The following is a 26,597-nucleotide window of genomic DNA, read 5'->3' on the forward strand; positions in this document are numbered from 1 at the left end:
CGACTGAGCTGCTCTCACTCGTTTTATGACCAACCTGTATTGAGTAAGAAGAATTTATTATGGATCGTAAAGTATTAGCGAATGCTATCCGTGCCCTGAGTATGGACGGTGTACAACAGGCCAACTCCGGCCACCCGGGCGCCCCGATGGGGATGGCGGACATCGCGGAAGTGCTGTGGCGCGACCACCTCAATCACAACCCGCAAAACCCGAACTGGGCTGACCGTGACCGCTTCGTGCTGTCCAACGGCCACGGCTCTATGCTGATTTACTCCCTGCTGCACCTGAGCGGCTACGAGCTGGCAATTGACGATCTGAAAAACTTCCGTCAGCTGCACTCGAAAACCCCGGGTCACCCGGAGTACGGCTACGCGCCGGGCATCGAAACCACCACAGGCCCGTTGGGTCAGGGCATCACCAATGCCGTGGGCATGGCGATTGCGGAAAAATCGCTGGCCGCACAGTTTAACCGTGACGGCCACGATGTAGTTGACCACTACACCTATGCATTCCTGGGCGACGGCTGCCTGATGGAAGGTATTTCTCACGAAGCCTGCTCGCTGGCCGGTACGCTGGGTCTGGGCAAGCTGATCGCCTTCTGGGATGACAACGGCATCTCGATTGACGGTCACGTGGAAGGCTGGTTCTCCGACGATACGCCAAAACGTTTTGAAGCGTACGGCTGGCACGTGGTCCCTGCGGTTGACGGCCACGATGCGGCCGCCATCAACGCGGCTATCGAAGCGGCAAAAGCCGACCCACGCCCAACCCTGATTTGTACCAAAACCATCATTGGTTTCGGTTCGCCGAATAAAGCCGGTTCTCACGACTGCCACGGTGCCCCGCTGGGTCACGATGAAATCGCAGCAGCCCGTGAATTCCTGGGCTGGCAGCACGGTCCGTTCGAAGTCCCTGCCGACGTTTACGCTGAGTGGGACGCCAAAGAAGCGGGCGCCGCCAAAGAAGCCGCATGGAATGAAAAACTGGCCGCGTATGAAGCTGCACATCCGGAACTGGCTGCGGAGTTCAAACGCCGTGTGAACGGTGAACTGCCGGCACAGTGGGAAAAAGCAACCAGCCAGATCATTGCCGATCTGCAGGCCAACCCGGCCAACATCGCTTCCCGTAAAGCTTCTCAGAACGCGCTGGAAGCCTTCGGCAAAATCCTGCCTGAATTCATGGGCGGCTCGGCAGATCTGGCACCTTCCAACCTGACCATGTGGTCCGGTTCCAAGTCGCTGACCGCAGATGACGCATCCGGTAACTACATCCACTACGGTGTGCGTGAATTCGGCATGACGGCCATCATCAACGGTATCGCCCTGCACGGCGGTTTCGTGCCTTACGGCGCGACCTTCCTGATGTTCATGGAATATGCCCGTAACGCCATGCGCATGGCCGCGCTGATGGGCGTGCAGAACATTCAGGTCTATACCCACGACTCGATTGGTCTGGGTGAAGACGGCCCGACGCACCAGCCGGTGGAGCAAATCGCTTCGCTGCGCCTGACCCCGAACATGAGCACCTGGCGTCCGTGTGACCAGGTTGAATCTGCCGTGGCCTGGAAACTGGCCATCGAGCGTAAAGACGCGCCGTCAGCGCTGATCTTCTCGCGTCAGAATCTGGCTCAGCAGGAGCGTAACGACGCGCAGGTTGCGGATATCGCGAAGGGTGGTTACATCCTGAAAGACTGCGCCGGCAAGCCTGAGCTGATTTTGATTGCCACCGGCTCTGAAGTAGAGCTGGCGGTGAACGCAGCGGCTGAACTGAGTGCCGAAGGCAAGCAGGTGCGCGTGGTGTCTATGCCATCAACCGATGCGTTCGACAAGCAAGACGCCGCTTACCGCGAGTCTGTACTGCCATCGGATGTGACCGCCCGTATCGCTATCGAAGCCGGTATTGCCGACTTCTGGTACAAGTACGTGGGCTTTGACGGCCGCATCATCGGCATGACCAGCTTCGGTGAATCGGCCCCGGCCGGTGAGCTGTTCAAGCTGTTCGGTTTCACCACTGAAAACGTGGTCAGCACAGCGAAAGAGCTGCTGGCGTAAGTTAACCAGACACGCACCCAAAGCCAGTCTGCGGACTGGCTTTTTTTATCTGTAGGTCAATACACCACCTTCGGATACCACATCTACTGGTAATTGACTCTGGTTTGCTAATTCTACTAATACGCTGACAGGTTCAAGATACAGCGCATAGGTAGAGTGATGAATCGGCAACGTTCTTCCCGGCTGCAACTGCAAAATTGCCTCCCTAACTTCCTGAGCACCCATTGATATCATTCCCAGCGGTCCGGTTGTCCCTACCCTGCCGACATGAGGCACAAATACATCTGGCTGACCCAATTTACGTACCGTACTGATCAATTCTGGAGTCATGAAACTGTCGCCACTCCAGTAAAGTGATTTTCGCCAGTCGCCCTGCTCAAAAGTCATCCAGTAACCATTACCATGGCCCAGCAACGATTCCATTGCTGGTGCTAGCGTATGATAAGCAGGTATAGCCGTTATCGTAACTTTATGGCTGCCATCTTCTAATCGCCAAGTATCACCCCAGATTAACGCCTGACTGTTGCTGAACTTCAGCGAAGACATTAAAGCAATATCAGACTCAGGTATCACCACAGGTAAGGATTTAGGCAAAATCTCACGCGCCACCTGATCAAAATGGTCTTCATGCGTATGACTGATCAGTACAGCATCGACCTGCTGGAGATCGAAATCAGGCAATGGGGCTAATCGAGCATGATCCTTCACATTTGGGCCTTGTTTAAGATCAAACGCTTCATTAGGATCCGCCATTCGGTAAGCTTTCTCTCCTTCACCCAACATAGGATCTGTCAGTAATTGTATGTTTCCAAACTCAATCAGCATCGTTGGTCCACCCAACCACTGTATATTCAACTCATTTGCTTGAGCTATGGGCAAGCTCATAACCATAGCAGCAGCAATCGCAACCCGTTCAAATCTCATTTTTATTCCTTTTTACTGTTCATCGACAATAAGTGAAGAATACGCTGAGATTTAGTGGTAAAAAATATGAGATATTCGATACAACTTGGCTGATTATTTTAGACAATGAACTTACTCGCCCCTTTTAACAGCTTTATACTGGTCGCTGAATGTTTAAACTTCTCAGAAGCAGCGAGGCGCCTGAACGTACCCAGAGCAACAATCAGCGCACGGATAAACGAACTGGAAAAACAATTAGGTGTCCGGTTATTTCTGAGAAATACACGGCATGTCTCTTTAACGCCAGAAGGCGAACAATACCTGCTGGCCTGCAAAACAGCTTTAAATACATTAGAGGCGGCAGGGGCACAATTTACGCAGGCAGCAACACTGGCAGGAGACATCCGTTTATCCGTACCGGCAAGTTTACCAAATGCACACTTTCTCTCATTGTTACAGTCTTTTCACCACAAATACCCGCTAATTCGTATCGAATTAGTATCAAAAGATGATGTACTGGATTTGGCTGAACACCGGATTGATATTGCCATCAGAGGCAAAGATCCTGTCAATACTGAACTTATAGCCAGACCGCTGCCACCAGCCGAGATGCTACTGGTTGCCAGCCCTGAGTGGCTGGCAAAACATGCGCCAATCAGTGAATGGCATAACGTCGAACTGCATGACCCGCTTGGCCTTAGCCCGTTCAGCGGCCAAAACCCAGCCATTCGTTCTTCCAATCTGGAACAGTCGTTATCCTTATGTCTGTCTGGTACTGGTATCGCACTACTGCCATTGCCGCTTTGCCAAAGCAGCTTGCAATCATCTGCCTTGAAAGCCGTTCCTCCGCCTGTACCTTTACCCTCCTTACCGCTGTTTCTGATTTATCAGCAACGTCGGCTACTGCCTCAAAGAGTTAAAGTGCTCATCGACTTTCTGCTTTCAGCGATGAGACCCTAACCAACCAGACACTGGTGATTCAGCCCAGTATTCTGGGCTACCCGCCACTGCGCCTGAAAACCTGTCGCCGTATCTCTTTTCCATCAGTCAAAGATTTTCGCAGTTCTGCGTCGACAATATTCTGATCCAGCCCTATATCATCCAGTAAATAGTCAGGTAATTCACTTAAGTGGCGTAAGTCACGCTCCCGCTGACGCCAGCGTCGATAATAAGAAAAGCCAGACTTAATCATATTCACCACTTCTCTGCTCGCGGTAAACGCAAGCTTATATGTTGTCATCCCCATATCAACCACCTATCATCATCGAAAGATAGATTTATCTTCGACCAGAGTCAGCCGTTCCTCAAACGATAGATCCTGACAGTCAGTTAAGGAAAACTAATGTCATCGCCAAATGAACTCCGACACCGTATGCCACCATTACAGGGTTTATATTATTTTTATCAGGCGGCACATTACGGCAGTTTTAAAGCCGCAGCCGAGCACCTGCATGTCACTGCGGCTGCCATCAGCCAGCAAATCCGGTTATTGGAGGACTGGCTGGGTACCGCCTTGTTTTACCGCCAGCACCGGCGAGTGGTGCTGACCCCGGAAGGTCAGACTCTGTTTGAGCACAGTCAGGAAGGCTTCAAACACATTCAGAATGGCGTTTGGCTGATCAACAATGACCCGGAACCCCAGCGTTTATCCCTGTCGACACTGCCCTCTTTTTCCGTCCATTGGCTGGTACCTCGCATGACAGCATTTCGTTCGGATCATCCAGACATCTCTGTGTTAGTTGAGTCGAAAAATGAACTGGTGGATTTTGAGCAATCTTCGTTAGATCTCTGCATCCGATACGGTGAAGGCTGCTATCCGAATTTAACCTGTCAGTGGCTGATGGATGACTTGCTCTACCCCGTCTGCCATCCGATTTATCAGAAAGAACATCAGATTTTTGCGGTTGAGGACTTACAAGATGCTCATCTGATTGGTGATCTTTTACCGGATATGGATTGGGAGCGCTGGATGTCGATTGTTGGCGTTAAAGGTGGTTCCACCTCATTGGTATACGATGGTGCCAGCTATGTGCTTGAAGGGGCCTTGTCTGTACAGGGTGTTGCGCTGGCTCGGCACAGCCTGGCTCACCGATTTGTCGAAGATGGCACCCTGGTACGTATCGGTAACATTGCGGTACGGCCCAATTACAGTTATTTCCTGTGTGCACCGGAAGGTTATTTTAAACGTGAAAAGATCCGGTTATTCAGTGACTGGATTCGCCGGCAGGCAGAAGCGTTTCAGCACACTCGGCCTGCCGATCTGGTTATCAAAGAAGCATGAAGGCAGCAAACAAGAGGGTATAACAAGTACTGTTCGCTATATCTATCCCTGTCACTGTCTCTGCCTCTGCCTCTGCCTCTGCCTCTGCCTCTGCCTGAACATTTTACTACCTGCTATTTTTTCAGCGCCGCCTGTAACAGGGCAATGACAGCTTCAGGAGCAGGTAACGAGGGATGACCAACCATACGACTGAGCGACGCATCAAAATTCTCATGCCAAACCGGTTCAACCACGTCATAACCGTCTTCTCGCAGTTGCTGGACATTGCGCTGAACCGCCGGCTTCTTCCACATTACGGCTCCCATCACGGGCAAAAAGCACACGGGAAAATCCGCTGCCAGGATCACGGTCGTCAACCGATTGGTCGCACCGCCCTGTGCCGCAGTCGCAAGTGTATTTGCTGTGGCTGGCATCACAAACAGCACATCATGATCGGCGACGATCCGGGAAGGTTTATCCGTCGGCCAGTCCCGGGGCTGCTCACCCGCGATCACCCGGTCACAATACAATGCCATGCTGGATGCGGGTATGAATGTTTCTGCCGTCGGTGTCATCAGAACGGTCAGTTCACAATCAATTCCCCCTTTGATCGCCTGTAAATATTTTGGCAACAACATAATATCCACAGAACCTGATGCTCCGATCAGTATCTTAGGCTTTGCTGTTGGTTGGTTCTGGAGCTTGTCCATATTTGATTTCCTTATTTATTGCCGAATCTGTCCCTGACACAGCTCAACATTTCTGTAGTGCTGTTCGATCTGAAGCCTTACATCAAGAGTGTGTCGAGTACCGTTAACATGCCGGACACATCACGGCCATGCCTGTCTTTCGGGTAACCTAAAGACACTTCAACATGCGGTATTCCTTCCAGTACCGTGGAACCATGCATATGAAGATGCCCGTACACGACAAGGCAGACCGGATAACGGCTTAACCAGGATGCAACCAGTTGTGTGCCGCACCAGATTGAAAACTCCTGCGGTTGCACAGACTGAGTCAGGACCTGCAGCATTGGAAAATGATTGATAAATATCATGGGAAGCTGTCCCGATACTGCATTCAGTCGGGCTTCTGTGTACTGAACACGCTCGGTACACCAGCTTCGGATATCCGGATAGGGATACGTTTTGAGAAAAAACGCGTCTGAGCAAACCGCACCTGCCCGTCTTGCTCTCTCCAACCCCTGCTCTGGCGTGAAGTCAGAAGGGTGGCGAAACGAGTAGTCATACAAGGTGAAAATAGGGGCAATCAAAAATGATTGCCCATTCTCAGCGGTATAAACCGGATAGTCATCCTCCGGGGTCAGGACGCCATATTGGTGGCAAATCTCGATAAGCTGGCGATATCGCATTTCACCGGGTAACGCCATCGGCTCTTTGGGTGTACACCAAAGCTCATGATTACCGGGCACCCAGATGACCCGGTAAAACCGCGCGGCGACCAATCGAATAACCCACTCAAAATCGGTGAGATCGTCGGCCACATCACCACCCAGAATAAGCCAATCCTCGCAATGTCCAGCGCACAGTGCTTCTACAGCCCGCCTGTTTTCCGGGTGAGAGACATGCAAATCACTGACAGCCACCAACATAGCTTTGCTCCTAAAGTGTGCCCGGAGGCGCTTCTCCCCATCCCCATCTGGGCACGGTATCTCGCTTCGAAGGCTTAGCGCCCGGTTGTGAATTAGCCATTGCCCTGCGAGATCCCCACTCTATGTATGCCGTAAACGCTGACCGGAATTCCGGATCACTTGGCAGTTCAATTTCATCCGCACTTTGCATCATCAAAGATACCCAACGATCACGCTGTTCCGCCTGAATCGAACGCCCCCTGTGCTTGCGGATCATATTTTTGAACCCTCCTCTGTCATTGGTATACAGGGGCTCACCGCCAAAGACTTCTTCAAACCACATAGCAACATGGACATGGTGATCTGGTGGCATATGCTGAAAAAGGGGCTGAAGTAAGTCATCTTTTTCGACTTTTGCGTAAAATACTTGCAGCAAGTGACGGATCGCGTCGCGTCCCCCCATCCACTCCAGCAATGTGGGTGTTGATGTACTCATCGCTTGGCCTTTTTCAGCTGTCTCAACGTTCTCAGCCATGGTTTCTGTCATAGTTTCTGTCATAGTGTTTTCACTCATGATTAACCAAGCTCCAATGACGCAATGCACCAAACCTTGTGCTCCTGCTCTTTCGGCGGCTCGCCGCGATACATACGAAGTGTATGGAAGATGGATTCAAATCCATGCTTTTCTGCCAGCTTGATCAACGTTGGATCTGCTTTTTCAGGGACATCTAATGTGACTTGTCTCCCCTGCGGTACAGCGGATAATGCCGCGACGAACAGAGGTTCCACCAGATCGGGAGTATTGGCGAACAGCGGACCAACTCGGTAACCGTCTTGCGACTGACGGACTCCAACAATACCTGTCACTTCCTGACCGGTTCTGCAAATGAAACCGTAACGTGTTTCACCGATAAACCAGTGTTTCAGTAAGGCACTGCGGTCGATACCAGTACAGCTTTTATCGTATGCAACGATATCGTCGATATCCGCAGCCTGTACCAACTCAATATAATCGGGACAATGGTAATCCTGCTGTACCTGGCCCACCATGCGCAGGTTATTCCGGCCCCCTGCAAACCCCCATTTTGCATAGTTATCAACCTGGGCCGGCATTCCATCCAGTCCCATGCAACGATCCCCACCGTGGGCGAACGCACTTTGGCATAGCTTAAGACCATAGCCTTGCCCACGGTACGTTGGGGAAACCAAATAGTGCCCGAGGAAACTAAAGCTGGACGAATAATTAACGATTGACATCGCAGCAACAGGCTCTTTACCCAAATAACCGATAAAAAAGCCCTGATCATCAACCTCAAAAAAGGCGTTGGCATCACCAAGGCCCATGTCCCAGCCTTCATCTTTTGCCCACGCCATCACCGCTTGCCATTCCGCCAGAGTAGCGTGCTCTACATGCCAGACGCTGTTGGATGTTTCCGTTTTGTTTTTTACGATATCCATTATTTCCTCTCTAAAGCCCCATGGATTTACTGACGACTTCCAGCATGATTTCACTGGTGCCGCCATAAATTTTCTGAACCCGGCTGTTGACCCACAATTTGCCGATCGACGAATCGCTCATATAAGCACTGCCGCCATGCAGTTGCAGACATTCATCCGCCACCTTGTTCTGCACTTCTGTTGCCCACCATTTCAGTCGGGCTGCATCTTCCAGACTTAACGATCCCGCATTAAAACGTTCAATGGCATCATTGAGATAGCTGCGGGTGACTTTGATTTGAGTATCCAGTTGCGCCAGCAAAAAGCGGTTGTACTGAAACGCACCGATCGGCTGACCAAACGCCTTGCGCTGCTTAACGTAAGTCAGCGTCTCTGCCATCATGATTTCCGCGCTTGCCACCGCCACGGTACTGATACTTAAGCGTTCGCGTGTCATTCCTGTCATAAAGTAATAACTGCCAAGATTTTCACGTCCGAGCAGGTTACTTTTTGGCACAACACAGTGATCAAACGCTAAGTTCGCCGTATCACTGGCATGCCATCCCAGCTTTTTCAGCGCTTCACCCTGAGAAAAACCAGCCATGCCTTTTTCCACCACCATCAGGCTGATTCCCTGCCCTCGCGGCCCGGCGTCAGTCTTCACAGCGACGATGAACAGATCTGCATTCACGCCATTGGTGATAAACGCTTTACGGCCATTGAGCACATAGTTATCGCCGTCTGCTGTCGCTTCCGTGCTCATCCCGGCCGAATCTGAGCCACCGCCTGGCTCGGTAATGGCAATAGCGGCTATCCGTCGGCCACTGCACAAATCCGGTAACCAGCGCTGTTTCTGCTCTTCGGAAGCAAACTGGTTGATATAGCTGGCAATCACATCGTTATGGGAAATCACAATCGGCGCTGTCATTCCAATTGCCAGCATTTCTTCAGTGAGTGCCAGCGCGTAGCGATAATCTGATTTATCTTTTCCTCCCAGATCCTGGCTGACGCCCATCCCCAGCAAGCCATGTGCTCCCATGGTTTGCCAGAAATCGCGGTCAACCAGGCCCTGCATCTCCCATTTTTCAAGATGGGGCTTCGCGTAATGGTCAAAACACTCCCGGCAAGACAGCCGGAATTCCTTTAGCTCATCTGTGGTTGTACTCACTGAAACACACTCCAACTGTCCATTTTGTTTTCCGCCGCCAGCCTTAATGAGGCTTCGGTATCCATTGCCTGCTGAATCACAGGCCAGTGCCGGTAAACCGCAAAATGATCGCCATCCACCCGGATCATGCTTGTACGTTCCGAGGTATGCTGCCGCCACTTCTGAAGCTGCTCCTCAGTAACGTGCGGATCGTCCGATGCGGCCACCAGCAGCAGGGGCTGCACGACTCGAAGATCCCTGAGCGAAGGAAACTGACTGCGCACCAGAAAATCACAGCGCAACTGAGCCACATAGCGCCTAGCCAGCGCCGGTTCATTCAGCACAGTATTCGGTGTTCCCTGATCCTCACGCATTTTTTGCAGCAGCGATTCATCCGACCATAAGTGCAAATCATCGATATCTTGCTCACTGGGCGGGACTGATCCCGACACCATGCTGTACACAGGCTTGATCCCATACTTTTTATGCATAACGTCTGTGACTGCTACACTGAGCACACCGCCGAAGCTGTGGCCAAATGTCGCCCAGCACTGAATCCCCTGCTGCTGCTTTTGCTGAAAATCGCTAAACAGGGTATCTGCCAGTTTTTCAGCCAGCGTTTGCAGGCATGTCACCTCAGGTTCACGACCCAGCATTCCACGTCCGGGTATTTCAACCGGATGTAAAACAGCCGTCCCCTTGTCCTGATGAAGCTGGCAGAAAGGGCGGTAGACATTGGCACTGGCACCGGCATGGGGGAAGGCATACACAACCAGATTTTTATTTGCTGACATCCAGACCTCCTGTTTTCAATGCATGCGCGATACGCTCTGCCACCATGATGGTGGTTAAATTAGTCGGCATGGAGGGAATCACAGGAAACAGTGAGGCATCGGCAACAGTCAGACCACTGACCCCGTACACTCTGCCGTTCTGATCTGCCGCGCAATCCGGGTTATGTTCAGGCCCCATCCGAACCGTTCCGGATGCGTGCCAGCCCGGGTTGAGCATGTTTTTTACCGCGCTGTGCATCACACGATCACTGTTAATCATGGCGTCAGACCAGAACTGAATCCCATCCAGAAAGCGGGCAACATCCGGGTCATGCAGTGCGCGCCACATTTGCCGTACAGCACCTACCATGCGGTGAACGTCCTGCTCGTTTTCACGTAACGGGAGCTGGATAGATGGCAGCACTTCTGCCTCGCGGCTGGTGATAAAAACCTGTCCCCGCGCAGCAGGCTGCATCAGCATGGCAGAAGCGCCAACGATCATGGGATACTCAAGCCTGTGCCTGAATTTGGGAACGGTATGACTTTCGACATTGTTGAGCAGACCAATCTGGACATCGGTTTCCTCACCTGCACCACTGCAAATACGGGCGGCAATCTGGCGCCACGGCAAGCCACGACGGCAGACACCGGCTTTGGGAAGCGCCCAGATCACCAGAGAGGCATGATCCTGCAAATTGCGGCCAACGGCTGGCCGGTCAACCCGCACAGGAATGTTCAGGGAATCCAGGTGGGCCGGATCACCAATTCCGGAACGCTGTAACAGAGCAGGGGTGCCTATTGCTCCTGCTGCCAGTACAACTTCACTGGCTTCAAAGCTATGGCAGCGCCCCTGATAAATCGCTTCAATGCCTGACACCGCCGTCCCGCTGAACCTGATGGCAGAGACAAGAACGTCTGTCAGTACCGTTAAGTTCGGTCTGTCCTGAACCGGTGCCAGATAAGCCTGATAGGCATCCAAACGCTTGGCCTGCTGTTTAACGTTGGAAGGTACAGGACCGATACCGGGTGCTTCGCCAGCATTCAAATCTTCTACATAAGGAACGCCTTGCTTCTGGCAGGCGACAGAGAAAGCCAGATCTAACGGATGCAAGCTGTCTGTGTCGGGACGACGCAGTACCATAGGCCCCTGATCGCCATGCAGGTCATCACCAGAAAAATCCGTATCGGTTTCCAGACGGCGATACCAGGGTAGTACGTGTTGCCACGACCACTGCGGACATCCCATCTCTGCCCAACGCGCAAAGTCACGAGGAAAAGTCCGCAGTGCAACGGCGCCATTCACTGCTGATGATCCGCCCAGCACTTTCCCCACTCTGTAGTCAAAGGGAGGCGGATATGTCTCCTTCTGTTGACCACGAACCCGGTCACAGGCCGGGCTAAGGCTGCCTTTTAATTGCGCTTGATACGACCAGTTGTAACCTTCGAGCACCAAACGTGATGCATCAGCAAGCGGACTGTCAGCAAGGTGAGCATCTGACTCGGGTCCGGCTTCGAGCAACAACACCCGTTTATTGCTGTCTTCCGTCAGGCGGGCTGCGAGCACACAGCCCGCAGACCCTCCACCGACAATGATGAAATCAAACTGGCTCTGAGCCAGTGGTTCTTCGGCTAGAGCACTCATCCCAGACTGACTCCATCCAGTTGTTTCATTGATTCAATAATCTGGGCAAACTGACGGATGCTGGTGTTCATGAAGAGGCCTTCGATCAGATCCTGTTCCTGTACAGCCGTGACCTTGAACTCTTCGCGCAGCGTGCTTAACAGCGCCACGGCAATCAGCGAGTCTCCGCCAACATCAAAGAAACCGGCATTCACATCCAGATCATCATGTTGAAGCAGATCCCGCCAGAGATTGAGCAACCGGCTTTCCGTAACAGAAACGGGGGTGCTCTCTGCTGGCTGTGCATGCTCTTCCGGCCAGGGTGCCGGCAATGCTTTTCGATCTATCTTTCCGTTTGCGGTGAGTGGCATGTAAGGCAGAATAACGAAGTAAGTGGGCACCATATAGGGTGGCAAGGTGCTTTGTACCTGCTCCCTGCAGCGCTGTTTCAGGGTTTCATGGTCATAAGAATCTGCGCTCTCATGCAGTACCAGATAGGCGACCAACTGCCGTTGTCCCGATTGAGGATGAGCCGGCGCATCAATCACAACATGGTTGACAGCTTGCAAACCCAGCAAAGCAAATTCCACTTCACCCAGCTCAACCCGGTAACCATTGATTTTCACCTGGTTATCTTCCCTGCCCAGAATTTCTATCAAGCCGTCCTGGATATAGCGCCCCAAATCCCCTGTTTTATACAGACGCTCTCCGGTTTTCGGATGGGTAAAAAATCGCTGCGCCGTTTTCTCCGGATCGGCCCAGTAGCCTTGAGCAACCCCTTCACCCGCGATATACAACTCACCAATCCCCCATTTGGGACAATCTTCCAGCCACTCGTTGAGCACATGAAAGCGCTGATTCGCCAGGGGTTTACCATACGGAATGCTGACCCAGTCTTGCTCAACATGCTCAATGGGATAGCAGATAGACCAGATGGAGCCTTCCGTTGCACCGCCAAGGCTGATTACCTGAGCGTCCGGCAGTGCGTTGCGGATCGCATCCGGTAAATCCACCGGAATCCAGTCTCCGCTCATTAAAATCAGTCGCAACTTGCTGCTGGCTAGCAGATCACTGGCCCTGTCAACCATCACTTTGACCGGGGCAGGAACGCTGTTCCAGATTGTGATGCCGTGATGAATCAGAGTCTCACACCAGATTTTGGGATCGTTCTGGGCGTCTGCGGCCTGGAACACCAAACGGCCACCTGCACCCAACACCCCGAAATAGTCATACACAGATAAATCAAACCCTGCCGGTGCAATAGAAAGGACGGCATCGTCGGCTGTAACCTGGAAGCGACGGTTAATGTCCTCAAGCGTATTGACGGCATTGTTGTGACTGATCATGACGCCTTTCGGCTCGCCGGTAGAGCCGGAAGTGAAAATCACATAGGCCAGATCATCAGCGCACTGAATGGGTGACACAGTTGCCAAAGGTGTATCGTCCGGCAGGGTATCCAGATCGACTCTTAAAAAAGACTGATATTCGTCAGGGTTGGTGAAAACCTCTGTGCTGGTCACGACCGCTTTGGCCTGACAACGGTTCAGCAATTGCAGTCGCCTTTGTTGCGGTAAAGCAGGATCTATCGAGACATAGGCGCCGCCTGACTGCAAGATCCCCAAAATACCGACGATCAGTTCAGGCCCTTGCGGCAAGGACACCGCTATGATGTCTCCGGCTTCAATAAGCGCAGATTCCCGTAAGGTCGCTGCCAGTTGCGTTGATTTGTCAACCAATTCGCCATAAGTGAGATGGTTATCACCTTGCTCTATGGCAACAGCATCCGGACGATTTTTCGCCGCATCCAGCAGCCCGTCCTGCAGTAGCCTGGGGCTTACATCAACAAAAGTGTCATTCGCCGCCTGGCGTTCTGCCCTGTCTGATTCAGGAATGCTCACCACAGCGCCGGTTTTCTGCCAGATTGTTTGCTCTGAGAGCGCTTGATCTGAGACAGCTTCATCTGAAAGAGCCTGATGCAGCAATTCCAGATAAGCGTCCATCATGTCTTCGGCCAGGTTGGGCGGGAACAAGCTATCCACATAATTAAAGTGAATTCCCAGACCTTGCTGTTCGAGGGTGATCTGGTTTTCCAGCCAGATCTGCGGTGTTTGATTGCTGGCATACACCTGCTTGCTGTCTGGTCCCCGCCAGTCGGGCACCCACTCCGCTAACTCAGGGGTCAATGTATTACTGAACACTACTGGCATTGAGATCGCGCGATTTTCCTGTTTACGACTGGTCAGATCGCGCAACACTTGAATGCCATTAAATGAGGCATGCAACTTTCCCTGATAAAGCAAGGTTTGCACTTCTAGCATCCGCTCTGAAAAAGTCCTTTCCGCAACACAAGAGACTGGCAATAGTTGGGGCTGAAGAAAGTTTCCTACCGTTTGATCAATCGCATCTTCGTAAGGCCTGCGCCCCATCTGAGTCAGTGTCAGGGTGAAATCCTGCCGTTTTGACCATTGACGGATGACCTCTGTGTAGCACCCCAGCAATAAGGCTTCCGCTGTCAGGCCATGCTTATCAGCTGCTTGTTTTAATGACGCTAAGGTCTGCATAGGTAACAATCTGGAAAGGCGTTGAATATTGGGGTGTTCAATTTGTTGCGGGGAAATATTGAGTGGCAGTTCAGGCGCTGGGGGAAGATGATTAATGCGTTCAAGCCAGTATTGCTGGTCGTTCCGGCCCTGCGCCTCCCCCTGAAGTATGCGCTCTGCGGCGACATAATTCAGGAAATCCGGTAACTTTACCGGTGTGGCATCTCCCTTCTGCTGATATTCACGCCAGATATCTTTCAGCACTAGCCTTACACTGATCACATCCAGAAACATGAGATCAAAATGGCAATGCAAACGCCATGTCTTTTCCGTTAACCGGGTGATTCGCATTTCAAATGACGGCGCCTCGTCTAGCGTTAGCCGCTGCTTTTCCAAGCTTTGGCGCAGTGTGGTGAGATACTTGTCCTGCTCTGAAGCTTCCCAGGCACTAATATCTTTTGATTTAATGCAATACAGGCTGCAAGCCGGCACAATTTTTTGTTTGCCGCCAGATACAGCAACGGCCCTTAGCATGGCATGCCTGCCAATGATCTGGTTCACGGCATACTTGAAACGCTCCTCATCCAGAGCGTCGACATCCAGTTCCAGATAGTAACTGCTGGATAATCCTCCGAGCTCCAGGCCTGTATTCCGTCCAATCAGATACGCATACTGGATGTCTGTTAATGGCTGTTCCTGTGGTTCAGAAACAGCGGTTGTTTGCTCGGCCAGTGGCTGATGCAAGGGAAGTTGCCCGCGGTACAGGGCATCAAGATATTCTTCTTCCCGGTCTGCTTCGTGCGACGCTTGCCCGTCCTGCCTGAATGACAGACGGCCGTGATTTTTAACTATCTGTTTATTAACGACCTGTTTTTTAAGGGTTAGTTTGCCAACTTGATCAACGTTCATAATGGGTCATGTGTCCTTAGTTTGTATTTCAATATTTGCATTTAATAAAATTGTTATTATCTAAAACGCAAAAACCTATCTACTCGTTACTATGCAACAAGTGGATAGGTTACAAACTAGAAGGCGATATGTTATTCGGTCAAATAATCAATTGATTGTTTTTTATGCACCTGTGACATATGTGATCAAAGACAATACTTACAGCAACTAGAGATGTCGCTCTTTAAGCACTTTATTGCTTCATATCACGGCTAACCTGATTGCTCACTCGCTGTTTGCACTGTCGATTGATATCGACGCCTGGTGATCAACCATGCCAGCAAGGCTGCCGCTACATAAATGCCCGCAGCTGTAGCAAACGCCAAACTATATCCCCCGACTACATCAGAGGCTATGCCCGTAATTGCCATCAAAGAAGCCAGTCCGAATGTGGGGCCTAATTCCATAGAAGTATTCATCACACCTCCCGCCAGACCGGCCTGATGCTGAGGGACATTCATAGTGGACAACACAGCTGATCCCGAAAACATCAGCGATGTCCCCAAAGTCAGAATAACGATGCCCGGCAGTAATCCTGACACATAGGTGACTTCCTGATGAATGCCCGCCAGCAGGCTTAACCCGATAGCACCAATCACTAAACCGCTGATTGTTACTTTCAGTGCCCCCAGACGCCCGACAATGCGGCTTGCCGCCTGATTCATGATCAGTAAGGTTAAGGTATAAGGCACAAAAGCGCCTGCTGTTTCAAGCGGAGTCCAGCTTTGCTGAATCTGGAGGAACAGGGACAACAGGAAAGTGACCAGACCCATACTGGCGGCAGCCAGAAGAATACCCACCAGCCCCACGATACGGTTTGGTTCACCAATAAACCCTTTTGGCAGCAACGGATCATTGACACGCCGTTCAGCAACCAGAAACAGGGCGATAAGACAAAGACCCACCAGTACGGGGACAAAAACGACAGGGGTTGACCAGCCCAGTTCGCCGCTGGCTATCAGACCATAGCTACCAATGGAAATACCCAGTGTAGCCAGCAAGGCGCCGAGAGGATCAAGCCCGATCTTATGTTTAACTGTCTGGCTATCCTCATCTTTCGGTAATACCCATTTCACAGCCATTAGTCCGATAATGGCGATAATCACAGGAACAACAAACATCCAACGCCAGGAAACCCAGGTCGTTACCACGCCTGAGGCCAGAAAACCCACACCACCACCAAGCACAGACACGCCTCCCCATGTTGCCATTGCTCTCATAAAAGCGCTCGGATCCGGAAACAGTGTGCGCAAAACAGCAACAGCAGCAGGTGCTGTCAAAGCGGCACCCACTCCTTGCAAAAAGCGCATAGCAACCATCATGTTGAAGTGGGTTGAAAAAGCCGCAACCGCGGAAGCCAGACCAAAGACACAAAGGCCAACGGTGAATAGTTTCAATCCGCCAAATCTGTCGGTCAACCGGCCTCCGAACAACAACAATCCACTGAAAGGCAAGCCATATGCAGTGCTGACCAGAAGCAAATCTGAAGCCTGCAGCCCGAATTCACGCCCTATATCCGGCAATGGAATGCCTATCATAACAATGGTGAAAATCAGTGTCGCCTGCACCACAGCCAGCAGGGGGAAAGCCAGTTTAGAAGCAGACGACAAGTCCGTACCCATTGCCACCTGTGCATCCTGTTGTTCCTTGAGAGTCATCCCGGAATCCTTATGTAAATAGCCAACGAACGTCTGTTGAACCTTAAAATATCATTCAATTGAATTATTGATTGATATTGAGCATAGGATACGGATGACCTATGTGTCAACGTTCAACTGATATTCTGGATGTTTATTCGGGGGCTTGCTCTGGATGCTTAGAAAGACAGGTTTCTCACCGAACCCTCTCAGTGTGAAACCTGTCTCAATAGGAAACCCATGTCATTATAAACCATTAAAGCACTCAGTTTTGATCAGGTAGCATCGACTTTAAAGCCGGCCGCTTTCCATTCAGGTACACCATCGTTTAAACGGCGGGCAGATAAACCTTTTTCTTTGAGCGCATTAACCGCAGTAATAGATAACGAACAATAAGGGCCACGGCAATAGGCCACAATTTCCTGCTCTTTCGGCAGCTCTGACAGTCGCACTTCGAGCTCGCCAAGGGGAATATTGATAGCGCCGGGCAAGTGCCCCTGTTCGAATTCTTCTTCAGGGCGTACATCCAGTAAAGTCACACTGTTTTCCTGCATTCGGACCAGTAACTCTTCCCGTGAAATGGCTTCCACATCCTGCTGATGATGCAAAGTGCCTTTAACCAGCATTCTGATCTCTGAGTGATTAAACTCGGCAAACTGACGCAATGCCATCAAGAGTTCAACAACAGGCGCATCAGCGAGACGATAAAACACATGCTTGCCTTCACGGCGGGTCTGGACATAACCATTTCGCTTTAGCTGCTGCAAGTGCTGGGACGTGTTGGCCACAGTCAGATCCGCCAGTTCTGCCAACTTTTCAACGGACTTTTCCCCCTGGGCGATATGTTCCAGCAGTATGAGCCGGTGGGCGTTTCCTAAAGGCCGGGCGAGGTCAGCCAACTCTGAATAAATATGATACTGATTGTTTATTATTGACATAGAAGATTAACTGCCCCATCATTCAATCGATTTATTGAATTATATAGCATTATCAGTGGATTGATACCGCCGCTGCCTCATTTGCTGACATTTTTATAGTTAACCGCGCAGCAGCCTGCGATAAACCAACAAGGAGAGAACCAAGATGGAACCTGATTTCATTCTACGCGCCATCGCTCTGGGTATAGGCGCCACCCTGGTCATGGACCTGTGGGCACTTTTCCTGAAAGTCTGTTTTAAGATCCCTTCTCTGAACTATTCCATGGTTGGCCGTTGGATCGGGCACTTCCCTAAAGGGCAATTCACCCACGCCAATATCGGCAAGGCAGAACCCGTCGCAGGTGAAGCTCTGCTTGGCTGGACGGCACATTATGCGATAGGCATTTGCTTCGCCGCCGTGCTGCTGTGGGGCTGGGGACTGGAATGGGCGGCCTCTCCGACCTTACTGCCCGCTTTAATTGTGGGTGTCCTGACTGTAGTTGCGCCATTTTTCCTGATGCAACCGGGTATGGGGGCTGGCGTGGCTGCGTCCAAAACACCACAACCCAATACCGCCCGATTACGCAGCCTGCTTGCACATACTTCATACGGTGTGGGGTTATATTTAACGGGGATAATATTGTCAGTTTATTGAATGCCATTTCAGGACGGTACAGACAGAGTCAGCAAAAAAGCCCCCGAACCATTCGGGGGCTTCATCAATCTGAATCAAACTGTTTCTGCACCAGAAGCTGGTTGAGATTTTTACGGCAACCGAGTGATTCAGCTTGGCGCGAGGCCAATTTCACTTACAGCGAAAACATCGGAGAAATACCGGTATCCTGCCAGTTCATGAGCAATGCACCGATCACCATCAGCAACACGCCACCAAGTAACTGAAGAGCATAACCGGCCAGTTGCCACCCTGCCTTCCTGTGACTGTTGCCAGTCATCAGATACCGCTGAACCAATTGTTTCCCTGTGAGTGTCATGATTGCAATCATGTTGATATCGGACTCGACTGCCCGGATCACCACGACGCCAGGCGAGATCCTTGTATGGCAAAAACGTCATCACAATCTTTCAGTCAACTTCTTAAGAAAGATAACAGATGCCTTGGTTTGTTATATGCAACTTGCTAATAGTTGCTTTTGAAGCTTTGTATTTTCACAGCCAATAATATCTAGGCCAATGACAACCTCATTAGACGAATAGACCAACATGACCGTATACACTTTGTCTCCCGTAGGGAACGAATCTTCAATATTTTCGCCATCTGCTGAAGTGAACGCTATGGTGAATGCTGAGTCATCAGATGCAAATGATTCGCAAGTTTTAATCTTAAGTTTGTTAAGTTGGCGGGCGAATTTGTCCAAACCGTCCGCTACCAAAGACGCGTGAACCTCAGCATAAAGATCTGGAAGGTAATCCTTAAACACTAAATCCTCCGTTGTATATAACGAATGACATGGACTCCCCCTCATCAGGCTCTGCCACACTAGGTAAGTCTGACTACGAAATTACCGGAGGCCACCATGTCACAATCTGTCTATGGCATTGATTTAGCCAAACATAGCTTCAGTATCCACGGTGAAGATCATCAAGGCAAGGTGTTGATCCACGGACCACTTTAAAAAGACATCAATTCTTGCTGATCATATGTCGCGCTTGAGTTCGGTGCTTCTCTCATCATTGTCTGACGCGCGCCAGTTACTCTTTGCTGGCACAAACAGTAACCAGAAATGCCTTTGTTTCTCTGATATTGGCCGGGGCGGTTGTAGGCGCTCCCGGCGCCGACAACCTAAAAATACATCCATGTATTTTTCCCCTGATCTGTGAATACATCTAAGTTTCAAAATCGATAGTAGAAATTTGTTACAGGGCACAATAACTGGCGAAGCTCGACCATACGGCAAAGATCATGGCGTCGAAGTATGTGGCACCTTTCAGAACGGGTGCCAAAAACGATCTCAATGACGCCGTTGCCATTTGCACAGCTGTCATCCGTCCTTCAACGCGCTTCGTCCGGATCAAATCGGCCGACCATTGACAAAACCCGAGGGTGCAACCCCCACCGAATGCCAATCGAACAATTTGCTTAATAAGGCTGCCCGGGCTTGTTCAACACCCGGATAGAAGTGTCGGCTGCGCGACACGTATCCTTATTTGTTATATGCTTTTGCGAACAGAGCCCCAATACACTTTGTGCTTATCAGCCAAAGGAATGATCCTGTATTTTTGGATACCAAGCAGGCACCCAACCCTTGAGTGCCCCTCAACTAAATGAGGTATACAAGATTTTCCACCAAGAACGTTTGCATCTAGAAATATAGGTGGAGTTAACCAAGTCCCATGCTTTTTCCAATGATTGAGCACTACCTCCCGGCAATTAATAACAGCCTCCCCAACATCTTCGAAATACGATGCATCTTCAGAGACCTCCTCAAGGAAATCTGGAAATGAAGCGTTACTACCTATTTGCAAAAACTTCGTCGTATCAAGTTCAATTAATTCCCACTTTAGATCATGAAGTGATAGATCACCGTAGAGTTCTAAAAAGCGACTGTTAGCATTATGGTCAATGTAAAACTGTTCAATCACAGAATCTGGCGCACTAACTCCATGCTGCTTGAGCAACTCGATACTCTTTTCAGTGCTATATGGATCTAATGCAATTTTCGACAAGTCTTTATACTTCAATTTATTGCCTCAAAACTCTGGTGGCACATAACGAATGACATGGACTCCCCCTCATCAGACTTTGCCACACTAGGTAAGTCTGACTACGAAATTACCGGAGGCCACCATGTCACATTCTATTTATGGCATTGATTTAGCCAAACATAGCTTCAGTATCCACGGTGAAGATCATCAAGGCAAGGTGTTGATCCACAGACCACTTTAAAAAGACATCAATTCTTGCTGATCATATGTCGCGCTTAAGTTCGGTGCTTCTCTCATCATTGTCTGACGAGCGCCAGTTACTCTTTGCTGGCACAAAAAGTAACCAGAAATGCCTTTGTTTCTCTGATGTTGGCCGGGGCGGTTGTAGGCGCTCCCGGCGCCGACAACCTAAAAATACATCCATGTATTTTTCCCTGGGGATGGTGAATATAAACAAGCAGCTGTGTTGGTCGGCGTATCGCCTATGAACCGTGAAAGTGGACGCTATAAAGGACTTCGAAAAATACAGGGCGGCCGGGCTCAAGTCAGAACTGTTCTGTACATGGCTATGATGTCCGCTATGCAGTGTAACCCTGTTTTTAAACGCACCTATCAACGACTTCTGGCTGAAGGAAAACCCAAAAAAGTGGCGATTATCGCCTGTGTCAGGAAGATGGTTATCATCCTCAATTCTATGTTACGCGATGGCGTCTTATGGAATGAAAAATCAGCATGATTTTAACGATTGACGCCATAGTCGTTTGTTATAAAACGGGATCGACTACCTCTACATTAAACCGACTAACTGTAAGACCCGCTCCAAATACTCATAAAAATCAGGGTACTGTTCCAACAAATATTCAGGGACATCAATTCCTGTTAGCTTCTCAAGAAATTCATCCCAGTTTTCACTGATGAAGTCTTTAACTTCTTTCTTTACGCTATGGACTAAATCTCCCAACTCATCAACAGCACTCAAAGCATCTTCTAGAGTAACTACAACTTGGTCTTCTCCAGCAACAACTACATCGTCACCAACCATTACGCGATAAACATTCTTTGCCATTTCAGTAGCCTATTGTGAAATTAAACTAGTAAATACAATAGCAAATAAATAGTTGTAGCTCTGATTTGAACTCACAGTCTCAGCTTAACGTACATAGTTTTATAACGCCTGCATCAGGTGCGCCGTAGGCGTCACCTGGATGCACTTGTTACAACACGGTTACATCATTTCGTTGATATCATTTTCTAAATTACTCATGCAAACCCTGAAGTATGCAAATTGCTCTTCAGATATCTCTTTTGCGTGAGCATCTGCTCTGGATGCATTGATGAACTCTAGCTGCTTAAACGTATCCTGTTTAGTTTTATCGAAAGAGTTTTTAAAAACATCCCACTGCTTGGAAATGATTTTTCCTAAGTCGAGGAAGTATATTTCACTCTTTGCTGCATCAAATAACTCATCATAGGCAAGACCTGCAAGTCTTGATTTTCGTGGCTCACCGAAAATTTTTAAAATCACAGTTTTAGCTTCTGCTGGTCCCATATTCGCTTTGAGCAGGAACTTTACTAATTTTCTAAGCTTTACTTCAGCCGAGTTCCTTCTGTGTGAGATTTCACTCCACATTTCTTCTTTAGTGAGGCCTATTTTCTTGTACCTAGATTGGTTCAATATGTAATCTTTTATAGAGTCAATATTGAAGTCAAATCCTAATCTATCTTTTCTAATTAGGCCATATCCTAAAAGATGAGCTGTATATGATGGATGAAGGTCAGCGAACTCTTGAAAAGTTGAAACGTCATCATTTGCCAACATTGATAACATCTCATATTCATCCGGATAATATTCTTTCAAAACACCAATTATCATTTCAAGATAATTTGAATGATTCAGCATGAAGTCATTCTTTGCATCTTTGTAAGAGTACCTGCCTATATTAACCGGACGCTCCAACTCTTTCACACCTTTAGATATAAGACTGCAAACATGACGCATTAAAAATGGGTGACCACCAAAATCATCAGTAAGGCTTGAATAAACACTCTCTTCAAATTTAAGCCCCATTCTCTTACCAAGCTTACGCACCATTTCTCTCGTGTCTCTTACTTGAAAGCCAGGTATATATACAGGATTAAAATGATTGAATATTGGGTTGTCGATATTGTCAATCTTTGGAAGCTCTATACACGTTGGATTCGTACCAACAATTAGATAAGATATGAGATTTGCATTTCTTTGGAAAATTGAACGAAGGGTTTGCCAAAACAAAGCAAAGTCTTTTCCATTACACCAATGATTAGCTGGAGCAGTATTTCTCGAGATATTCTCAATTTCATCGAAAATTAAGAATATTGCCCCCCTTAATTTCGCTCTACATTCTTTAAGGAATTTCTCTGTAAGATGTGAAGCATCTTTTTCTGTAAATTTAGATTCTTCTGGGAATTCCAGTTCGATTTTTAGATATTCCTTGACTTTAAAGCACAAATAATACAATGCTTCATTCCAGCGCCTTTGGTTAAAAGAGGTTTCTTGACAGTCAACTATTACAGCGTTTATGTTTTCTTTTAATAAATTTCTTTCTATCCCATTGATGAGTGATGTTTTACCAGTTTTACGGAGCCCGAAAAGGCCTGAGTTTTCTCCACTTTTTAATCGATTGGTGAGCTCTTGGATTAGGTCATTTCTTCCAAAGAAGTAAATGTCTTTTTTTAGTGGAGCTTCAAATGCAAACAAGTCACGCGTATAAAAGTATTTCCTAAACCTATTTCTGAAGAAGTATGAGTCTTTTATTTTATCTAATTCTCTGTAGTAAAATGGAATTATCACCTGTGTTTCTGGTTCGTTTTTAATTAGTATCTGCAGGGATTCTTCCACATTGGCGTCTGCACTAACCAATATGTTGCATATTTTCTCGATTCTGAGGGATGAATGCTTTTTAGATATGTATTCAAATACATCAAGCGTTCTAGCTTGTATGCTTTCATAGTTACTAAATACTACAACTATCTCCCTATCGAGATTAAACATATCCGCGTAAACTTCTGTTGGATTTAAAACAATGTATTTGTATACACTATTGTATCCAAGATTTATTTCTTCTCCGCCATTGGTTATGAAGAACTCTTTAGATAATGTTTGAATGACTTTTTTCTCATCCTCAGAGAAGTGAGAATCTTTAAACGATGGATGAATCCCTGGATATGTTTTTTCGCTCATTTCTTCATATCACCTAATTTCGTAATGTTCATAATTAAGGGTTGTAACATTTTATTCAACGACACCATGTCGTATAACTCTTTCAATCAGAAACAACTTAAGATATTGATTATATTAAATTAAATTCGCTTAACCAGATAAATCTATCAGTAAGATACACGACATCATGTCGTATATCCTACTCAATCCACTTCTGCTAACAAACTGATATTTAATACTTTTCTTGTATTTCATGACTTACCGCAAAAAATCAGCGACACATAAGCTAATGAAAAAAGCGACATCGGTCACTTACCCAGCACAAAGAAACCACAGAATTACACTCGCCGCATGGATTCTCACCTGCACGGAAATGGTATTAAGCCATTGAATTATAATTAACTTACCTGGTTTTTGACATGTATCTTTAAAGCCGAAATGAGAAGTTCGATTCTCACCTCTCCCCCAGGGGAAAAATTCAGGACGAATTTTTAGGTTGTCGGCGCCGGGAGCGCCTACAACCGACCCGGACCACACCAAAGAACAACAAGGCATTTCTGGGTACTCTTTTTGCCTCAAAAGAGTACCTGGCGCGCATCCGGAAATGGTGAGATTGCCACTAAATGTAAGCGCGACATACCCGCAAAATCCTCAGAATTACCCCAAACCACGCTACCGCCAAAGCGCTCTATCAAGACCCCCTAAACATCCCGTTTCCAAGACTAGAACACGGTTTCAGGGTTGATGTATTGAATCAACCACAGTGTGATTTCAGGCAACAAATCAGTACAACGGCCTTGTTTTGCAATGTCTTCACCGCAGACGAGCGACCTGAAAGTACGCTCGTCTGGGTTAACTCAACCTGAAAGGTTTGCCCGCTTTGCCGGGCCACAAAAAATACCCGGACAAGCACTGCCCCTCTAACCAACAATGGGGCAAAAGCCTGTCACATATTCCCTCACCAACACAACTCTTGAAATTCATAGCCCTGGCTATCGCACCCCAATAAAATACATTTCTCATTTATTATCATATGGTTAAGTCGTCATTCCCGCGAAGGCGGGAATCCATATCGCACGGTATCAGAAGCAAATGAAGATCGGATGCATTCATTTAACCCTAGGTTGTATTCTCCACCGTCACTGGCTCCCCGCCTTCGCGGGGATGACAGGGAGAGGCGGGGATGACATTTTCTAACTTTATATCGATGAGTTAATCAAAAAGTCACCGCAAAAACGAATTCCATATATTTCACAATCCAAAGCTGGCGATTAGGCCAGCTTAAACCGGTTGATCATCGTCATGAGATCAGCAGAGACATGGATCAGTTCATCACTTGCCTGCGCCATTTGGTTCGACTCCGTTGCCACTGACAAGGACATGTCTTTGAGGCTGACTACATTGCTGTTGATATCATTGAGGGTCAGTGTCTGCTGCTCGGTCGCCGTGGCGACATGCTGATTCATCGCCTGAATTGTCTGCACTTCAGCGTTAATATTGTTGAGTGCCTCTCCGGCTTCTGCTGATATTTTCGAGGCATTGGTGGCTTTTTCTGTGCCTGTTGCCATCACTTTCACCGCATTTTCTGCGCCGTGCTGAAGTTGCTCGACGATTTTCTGGATCTCCAGCGTCGACTCCTGAGTGCGCTGCGATAGCGTCCGGACTTCATCGGCAACCACGGCAAAACCGCGTCCGGCTTCTCCGGCGCGGGCGGCTTCAATCGCGGCATTTAATGCCAGCAGGTTGGTTTGCTCGGCAATCCCGCGAATTACTTCCAGTACGGTATCCACATTGCGGCTGTTGGCGGCCAGTTGCTCTACCACCTTGCTGGCCTGATCAATATTATCCGCCAGCAGATTGGCTTCTTCGACATTTCTGTCAACAATGGTTTTTCCATTCAAGGTGCCTTTGGCTGCCGACAAGCTGGCATCGTTGGCTTCAACCGTGCGGCGGCTGACTTCTTCTACCGTCGCCAGCATTTCGTTCATGGCGGTTGCCAGTTGTTCAACATCGTTTTGCTGCTGGTTTAAATTGCCATCGACGGTATGAATTGATGACGAAACCTGATTGGCGGCCGTCGCAACCTGAGTGCCCGCCGTACTGATCTGCACCATGATCTGCTGAACCGATGCGACAAACTGATTGAAATACCGTGACAGATCCACCAATTCCCTCGCGCCCTCTTCTCTGAGGCGCTGGGTTAAATCGCCTTCACCACGGGACAAGGCTTTCATCGCACCCACGGTCTGTTTCAGTGGCTTGGTAATTGAACGGATCATCAGCGCAATCAGAACAGACAGCACGACCAGCATGATACCGACATTCGTCAGGGAGATAATTTCAGCTTTCTGTACATCCGTCTGCAGCGCCTGCATATTCATACCACTGCCAACCAGCCATTGCCACGGGGCGAATTCCAGCACAAAACTGGTTTTAGGCTCAGACGCATTGGTACTCTGGCCACTGTGCCAGGCATAATCGACAAAACCCCCGCCGTTTCTGGCTTCGACATATAACTGGCGCACAAACTGAAAGCCTTCCGCATCTTCCAGACCCATTGTATTGGTGCCAATCAGGGACTTCACGCCCGCCAGTTGAATCCCGTTTCGGTCGTTCACAAAGATATAGTTACCCTGATCAAACCGCATGGCTGCGATGGCCGCAATGGCCTCTGACTTCGCCTGAGATTCGCTCAGAACGCCAGACTGACTGAGCCCGTGGTAGTACTCAATCACGCTGACGGCACTCTCGACCAGATTCACTACCCCGCGCTCATAATTGTCTCGCATAAACTCACGCGATTTGCTGGCATTCACAAAGGTATTCACCACTAATCCTGCGGCAAACAAAGCCAGCAGCATCCATATCCGTGCGGCAATACTTAATCCAGAAAACCAGGTTTTCATTCT

At 49.0% G+C, this 26,597-nt stretch carries 22 protein-coding genes and 2 pseudogenes; 6 read left to right on the forward strand and 18 right to left on the reverse strand.

The annotated features are described in order from the left end of the window. Positions 1–59 precede the first annotated feature (59 nt). Positions 60–2,051, forward strand: a complete 1,992-nt coding sequence (gene tkt / locus L6J37_RS14495; RefSeq protein WP_237795620.1) for a transketolase — start codon at positions 60–62, stop codon at positions 2,049–2,051. Positions 2,052–2,096: 45 nt separating this feature from the next. Here the strand turns inward: tkt and L6J37_RS14500 are convergent, their stop codons facing one another. After that, the gene (locus L6J37_RS14500; protein ID WP_218386026.1) at positions 2,097–2,975 is read right to left on the reverse strand and encodes an MBL fold metallo-hydrolase; all 879 of its coding nucleotides are present in this window, start codon (positions 2,973–2,975) and stop codon (positions 2,097–2,099) included. A gap of 105 nt (positions 2,976–3,080) precedes the next feature. On the opposite strand from L6J37_RS14500, the gene L6J37_RS14505 reads away from it, so the two are divergent. Then, positions 3,081–3,914 carry a LysR family transcriptional regulator gene (locus L6J37_RS14505; RefSeq protein ID WP_218386028.1) on the forward strand — a complete coding sequence of 278 codons (834 nt, stop codon included), beginning with the start codon at positions 3,081–3,083 and terminating at the stop codon, positions 3,912–3,914. A 37-nt stretch (positions 3,915–3,951) separates the two neighbouring features. Here L6J37_RS14505 and L6J37_RS14510 read toward each other — a convergent pair whose 3' ends face one another. After that, entirely contained in the window at positions 3,952–4,194 is a 243-nt protein-coding gene (locus tag L6J37_RS14510; RefSeq protein WP_192017676.1) for a DUF1127 domain-containing protein, read from the reverse strand. A gap of 102 nt (positions 4,195–4,296) precedes the next feature. Here L6J37_RS14510 and L6J37_RS14515 point away from each other — a divergent pair, with 102 nt between their 5' ends. After that, positions 4,297–5,235 carry a LysR substrate-binding domain-containing protein gene (locus L6J37_RS14515; RefSeq protein WP_192017677.1) on the forward strand — a complete coding sequence of 313 codons (939 nt, stop codon included), beginning with the start codon at positions 4,297–4,299 and terminating at the stop codon, positions 5,233–5,235. A 113-nt stretch (positions 5,236–5,348) separates the two neighbouring features. Here L6J37_RS14515 and L6J37_RS14520 read toward each other — a convergent pair whose 3' ends face one another. From L6J37_RS14520 to L6J37_RS14565, 10 genes are all read right to left on the reverse strand, one after another. Continuing rightward, positions 5,349–5,924: a flavoprotein gene (locus tag L6J37_RS14520; RefSeq protein ID WP_192017678.1), complete on the reverse strand. Its 576-nt coding sequence runs from the start codon at positions 5,922–5,924 to the stop codon at positions 5,349–5,351. 77 nt (positions 5,925–6,001) lie between these two features. Further along, positions 6,002–6,826 carry a metallophosphoesterase family protein gene (locus tag L6J37_RS14525; protein ID WP_237795621.1) on the reverse strand — a complete coding sequence of 275 codons (825 nt, stop codon included), beginning with the start codon at positions 6,824–6,826 and terminating at the stop codon, positions 6,002–6,004. 10 nt (positions 6,827–6,836) lie between these two features. Further along, positions 6,837–7,379: a group II truncated hemoglobin gene (locus L6J37_RS14530; protein WP_237795622.1), complete on the reverse strand. Its 543-nt coding sequence runs from the start codon at positions 7,377–7,379 to the stop codon at positions 6,837–6,839. Positions 7,380–7,381: 2 nt separating this feature from the next. Beyond that, the gene (locus tag L6J37_RS14535) at positions 7,382–8,263 is read right to left on the reverse strand and encodes a GNAT family N-acetyltransferase (protein ID WP_237795623.1); all 882 of its coding nucleotides are present in this window, start codon (positions 8,261–8,263) and stop codon (positions 7,382–7,384) included. Between the two features lie 10 nt (positions 8,264–8,273). Next, a complete protein-coding gene (locus L6J37_RS14540; RefSeq protein WP_237795624.1) occupies positions 8,274–9,410 on the reverse strand; it encodes an acyl-CoA dehydrogenase family protein in 1,137 nt (378 codons plus the stop codon). Then, on the reverse strand, positions 9,407–10,183 hold the full coding sequence (locus L6J37_RS14545) for a thioesterase II family protein (RefSeq protein WP_237795625.1): 777 nt from the start codon (positions 10,181–10,183) through the stop codon (positions 9,407–9,409). The genes L6J37_RS14540 and L6J37_RS14545 overlap by 4 nt, the downstream gene beginning before the upstream one ends. Next, positions 10,170–11,804 carry a GMC family oxidoreductase gene (locus L6J37_RS14550; RefSeq protein ID WP_237795627.1) on the reverse strand — a complete coding sequence of 545 codons (1,635 nt, stop codon included), beginning with the start codon at positions 11,802–11,804 and terminating at the stop codon, positions 10,170–10,172. Before L6J37_RS14550 ends, L6J37_RS14545 begins: the two co-directional genes overlap by 14 nt. Continuing rightward, positions 11,801–15,232: a non-ribosomal peptide synthetase gene (locus L6J37_RS14555; protein ID WP_237795628.1), complete on the reverse strand. Its 3,432-nt coding sequence runs from the start codon at positions 15,230–15,232 to the stop codon at positions 11,801–11,803. Before L6J37_RS14555 ends, L6J37_RS14550 begins: the two co-directional genes overlap by 4 nt. Before the next feature lie 251 nt (positions 15,233–15,483). Continuing rightward, positions 15,484–16,929, reverse strand: a complete 1,446-nt coding sequence (locus tag L6J37_RS14560; RefSeq protein WP_237795629.1) for an MFS transporter — start codon at positions 16,927–16,929, stop codon at positions 15,484–15,486. A gap of 254 nt (positions 16,930–17,183) precedes the next feature. Further along, the gene (locus L6J37_RS14565) at positions 17,184–17,846 is read right to left on the reverse strand and encodes an ArsR/SmtB family transcription factor (protein WP_192017685.1); all 663 of its coding nucleotides are present in this window, start codon (positions 17,844–17,846) and stop codon (positions 17,184–17,186) included. A gap of 145 nt (positions 17,847–17,991) precedes the next feature. On the opposite strand from L6J37_RS14565, the gene L6J37_RS14570 reads away from it, so the two are divergent. Continuing rightward, the gene (locus L6J37_RS14570; protein WP_237795630.1) at positions 17,992–18,480 is read left to right on the forward strand and encodes a DUF2938 domain-containing protein; all 489 of its coding nucleotides are present in this window, start codon (positions 17,992–17,994) and stop codon (positions 18,478–18,480) included. Between the two features lie 154 nt (positions 18,481–18,634). Here L6J37_RS14570 and L6J37_RS14575 read toward each other — a convergent pair whose 3' ends face one another. Both L6J37_RS14575 and L6J37_RS14580 read right to left on the reverse strand, forming a co-directional pair. Next, the gene (locus L6J37_RS14575) at positions 18,635–18,817 is read right to left on the reverse strand and encodes a hypothetical protein (RefSeq protein WP_237795631.1); all 183 of its coding nucleotides are present in this window, start codon (positions 18,815–18,817) and stop codon (positions 18,635–18,637) included. Between the two features lie 132 nt (positions 18,818–18,949). Continuing rightward, the gene (locus tag L6J37_RS14580; RefSeq protein ID WP_218386051.1) at positions 18,950–19,264 is read right to left on the reverse strand and encodes a hypothetical protein; all 315 of its coding nucleotides are present in this window, start codon (positions 19,262–19,264) and stop codon (positions 18,950–18,952) included. Positions 19,265–19,716: 452 nt separating this feature from the next. On the opposite strand from L6J37_RS14580, the pseudogene L6J37_RS14585 reads away from it, so the two are divergent. Then, positions 19,717–19,869, forward strand: a pseudogene (locus tag L6J37_RS14585) (IS110 family transposase); the annotation flags it as partial. 125 nt (positions 19,870–19,994) lie between these two features. On the opposite strand, the gene L6J37_RS14590 reads toward L6J37_RS14585, so the two are convergent. Next, positions 19,995–20,525: a hypothetical protein gene (locus L6J37_RS14590; RefSeq protein WP_237795632.1), complete on the reverse strand. Its 531-nt coding sequence runs from the start codon at positions 20,523–20,525 to the stop codon at positions 19,995–19,997. A 415-nt stretch (positions 20,526–20,940) separates the two neighbouring features. On the opposite strand from L6J37_RS14590, the pseudogene L6J37_RS14595 reads away from it, so the two are divergent. Then, positions 20,941–21,225, forward strand: a pseudogene (locus tag L6J37_RS14595) (transposase); the annotation flags it as partial. Between the two features lie 51 nt (positions 21,226–21,276). Here the strand turns inward: L6J37_RS14595 and L6J37_RS14600 are convergent. From L6J37_RS14600 to L6J37_RS14610, 3 genes are all read right to left on the reverse strand, one after another. Further along, positions 21,277–21,555 carry a hypothetical protein gene (locus L6J37_RS14600; RefSeq protein WP_237795633.1) on the reverse strand — a complete coding sequence of 93 codons (279 nt, stop codon included), beginning with the start codon at positions 21,553–21,555 and terminating at the stop codon, positions 21,277–21,279. 159 nt (positions 21,556–21,714) lie between these two features. Then, positions 21,715–23,709: an AAA-like domain-containing protein gene (locus L6J37_RS14605; RefSeq protein ID WP_237795634.1), complete on the reverse strand. Its 1,995-nt coding sequence runs from the start codon at positions 23,707–23,709 to the stop codon at positions 21,715–21,717. 1,250 nt (positions 23,710–24,959) lie between these two features. Further along, a complete protein-coding gene (locus L6J37_RS14610; protein WP_237795636.1) occupies positions 24,960–26,594 on the reverse strand; it encodes a methyl-accepting chemotaxis protein in 1,635 nt (544 codons plus the stop codon). Between the last annotated feature and the right edge of the window lie 3 nt (positions 26,595–26,597).

The organism is Photobacterium sp. WH77 (genome assembly GCF_022014395.1).
Taxonomy (GTDB): domain Bacteria; phylum Pseudomonadota; class Gammaproteobacteria; order Enterobacterales; family Vibrionaceae; genus Photobacterium; species Photobacterium arenosum.